General features: G+C 56.9%; 4 protein-coding genes. 1 reads left to right on the forward strand and 3 read right to left on the reverse strand.

What is annotated here, in order from left to right:
• Positions 1-68: 68 nt before the first annotated feature.
• The 3 genes from ACRC1E_RS08310 to ACRC1E_RS08320 are packed head-to-tail and all read right to left on the reverse strand — an operon-like array spanning position 69 to position 2,659.
• Positions 69-836 (reverse strand): ABC transporter permease, encoded by a 768-nt coding sequence (locus ACRC1E_RS08310; protein ID WP_438514632.1) that lies wholly within the window; start codon positions 834-836, stop codon positions 69-71.
• Between the two features lie 9 nt (positions 837-845).
• Positions 846-1,625, reverse strand: coding sequence for an ABC transporter ATP-binding protein (locus ACRC1E_RS08315; RefSeq protein ID WP_438514633.1), 780 nt, complete (start codon positions 1,623-1,625; stop codon positions 846-848).
• Between the two features lie 8 nt (positions 1,626-1,633).
• A complete protein-coding gene (locus ACRC1E_RS08320) occupies positions 1,634-2,659 on the reverse strand; it encodes an ABC transporter substrate-binding protein (RefSeq protein ID WP_438514634.1) in 1,026 nt (341 codons plus the stop codon).
• A 340-nt stretch (positions 2,660-2,999) separates the two neighbouring features.
• Here ACRC1E_RS08320 and ACRC1E_RS08325 point away from each other — a divergent pair.
• Positions 3,000-3,249: hypothetical protein (locus ACRC1E_RS08325; RefSeq protein WP_438514635.1), on the forward strand; the 250-nt coding region annotated here is incomplete at its 3' end.

Consider the following 3,249-nt stretch of genomic DNA (forward strand, 5'->3'; position numbering starts at 1 on the left):
CCAAACTGTCGCTCTACCTGCCGCCACCGGCGGCCTTCTGCATCTTCCGGGAGCAAGTATGGCAACGCTCAGGGCGCATGTGTGCCACGGTGGGCCCAGGCGGTAAAGTGCTGCTCGGCTTGGGAGAAGAACGCATACATCACGATACCCATCGCGCCGATGACCGCCAGGCCGGCGAAGACCAGAGCCATGTTCATGGTCGAACTGGCTGACATCATCAGATAGCCGATCCCAAGGTTGGAAGCGACAGTCTCGGCAATGACGGAGCCTACGAAAGCCAGCGTGATCGATACTTTAAGCGAGGCGAAGAAGTAAGGTAACGCTCTTGGAATCGCGACTTTTTTAAGGATATCGAAGCGGCTGGCACCCAAAGACCGCAGTACGTCCTCCAACTCGGGTTCCAGTGTCGACAGGCCGGTCGCAACGTTGACGACGATAGGGAAAAACGAGATCAGGAAGGCGGTGATGATGGCCGGCATGGTGCCAATGCCGAACCATACGACCAGAACCGGGACGAAGGCGACCTTGGGGATGCTGTTAAAACCGACCATCAAAGGGTAGCAGGCACGGTAAAACAGCGGAGAAATGCCGACTGCGACACCCAGTAGCACGCCGATGATAACGGCGAGCGCAAAGCCGCTGAGTGTTGTCAGTAAGGTTTGGAATGCGTGCATCATGATCGGATCATAGGCTTCGATGCCGGCATGCCAGACCGCCATGGGAGATGGCAGCAGGAAGTCTGGAATCGCCAGTACGGTGCAAGCCAGGGACCATAAACCGAGCAGAACCATCAGCAAGAGTATGGGCGCAGCGCGCAGGATCAGGGACGGGGGCATGGGATTTCCTCAGGATTGACGGGCATGGCCGATTTGGCGACGCAGCGCATGGACATGTTCGGCAAACGCTTCGCTGTAGCAAAGTTCGAGGGAGCGGGGTCGCGGGAGATCGATCAGGCGGTCGTCGATGATGCGTCCCGGTTTCGGACTCATCACGATGACGCGGTCTGCGAGAAAGACCGCCTCCCTCAGGTCGTGGGTAACCAGAATGGCGGTGAACGGCTCGCTTTGCCATAAATCACGCATCAAGCACCACAGTTCCTCACGGGTGAATGCGTCGAGCGCCCCGAATGGCTCGTCGAGCATCAGCAGCCGGGGTTTGTGGATCAGCGCCCGACAGATCGAGGCGCGCTGCTGCATGCCGCCGGAAAGCTCCCACGGAAATTTGTCTTCGCAACCGGCCAATCCGACTTTCGCCAGCAGCCCGCGCGCCATTGCCTCGTGCTCGCTTCTGCATCGCTTTTGCTGAGAACGGAAGGGTTCGACGATCTCGAGGGGCAGCATCACGTTTTGCAAGGTGGTGCGCCATGGCAGCAGGTTGGCCTGCTGGAAAGCCATGCCGACAATACCTAGCGGCCCCTTGACCTCGCGTTTGCCAACGTAGACATAGCCCTCGCTCGCGGGCTTCAGACCGCTGACCAGTTTCATGAGCGTGGACTTGCCGCAGCCGGACGGGCCGACCACAGCGACAAACGCATTTTCGGCCACTTTGAAGCTGACATTCTCGATGGCGGCTTGGCCGTCAGCCTGATAGGACAGGCTGACATTTTCGAATTCAACAAATGCCATATCACACCTCACTTGATCATGCGCACGCTTTTGGGCGGCAGGAATGCACTGGTATAGAGCACGTCGGCGGCCGGAGTCGTACTCAGTCCATACGCCGTCGATGTTTCCGCGATCGCGCGCCGCATGCGCTCGGGGTTGACTGCGCCGAGTCCGGAGCTGCGGGTTTCGGGTGTAACGACACATGCGGCCAGCGCGAGTTTTAGCCGGCGCAACTCCAGCGCCTCATTGACAAGCGGATCCTGCCGTTTTACATGGGCGACCGCGGCCTCGGGGTTGGCCAGCGTTTCCTTTAGTGCACGGTTGAACGCGCGTACAAAGCCGGCGACGACTTTGGGCTTCTCACGGATCAATTCACTGCTGGCGATCAGGGTATTGCCGTACGCCTCGACCCCATGACTGGCGTACGGCATGACGCGGATCTCGTCCGGCTTGATGCCGCGGGATTCGAGATTCAGAACGCTGGTGAATGAGAAGCCGGTGATCGCGTCTACGTCGCCGCGAGCCAGCAAGGTTTCACGCAGGGCGGGCTCTACGGTTTGCCAGGTCACGGCATTCGGTGCGATCTGGTTGGATTTGGCAAATGCCGGCCAGCCCTTGCGGCCTGCATCGAAAATGGGCGCGGCCAGCGTTTTTCCTACCAGGTCTGCCGGGCGGTTGATGGCACTTTTCTTCAGGCTGATGACGGCAGTTGGCGTGGTGTTATATACCATGTAGACCCCTTGCACCCTTGAGCCGGGCGTTCTTGCCTCGTACTCGACCAGCGCATTGAAGTCGGCAAAGCCGATGTCGTAGGCACCACTGGCGACCCGGGTGACCGCGCCGGCAGAGCCGGTGCCGACGTCGATACTGACGTCCAGCCCTTCTTCGGCAAAATAACCTTTGTCCCGTGCTAACAGGAAAGGGGCAGCAGGGCCTTCAATACGCCAATCCAGCGTGAAACGCACTTTTTCGGAAGGTGCCGCAATCACGGCTGAGGCTGGAAATAGAAAAGTCGAGGCTAGAAGGGAGAGCAGCGAGCGGCGGTTGATTTGCATGGTTGTACTCCGGTGGTTTGAACACACCGAGTCAGATGCAATACATGTGCCTAGTGGCATGCGTTTTGTGTGTGGTAATTATGTCTGCACAAAATGATGACTGTTTATGGTGCGGCGCTTGTTGCCTATTGGTGCGTAATGCTGGTTTGGAGCCTTTTTTTATCCATGAGATGCGCCGACTTTGTGCCTTGCATGTGGAGCCTGATAATTGTTATCTAGTTGGTGATAGCGTTGCGGGGTTTATTTGATTTATCAGATATTCTCTATTGCTTAGTCGCTTTTACTTGGCTGTTAGGGTGGTTACGTCGATTTTGCGACGCAACAAACCAAAGGGGTTTCTATGGCCAAGTTCAACTTCAAGGCGCTAGCCTGTGCTGGCGTGCTGTGCTCGTTTTCGATTTCTGCTTTTGCGGCGGATTGGAGCGATACCTTTATCGGATACCGCTGGAGTAATCAGTACACAGAACCCGCTATCGATGCTGAAATTAGCAAAAATATCGTTTCACTTACGCATGCCAGCGGATACCGCTATGGCAGCAACTTTTTTAATGTTGACGTCCTGATGTCGGATTCGAAAGATCCTGCTGCCG

This window comes from Craterilacuibacter sp. (assembly GCF_051659485.1).
GTDB lineage: Bacteria > Pseudomonadota > Gammaproteobacteria > Burkholderiales > Chromobacteriaceae > Craterilacuibacter.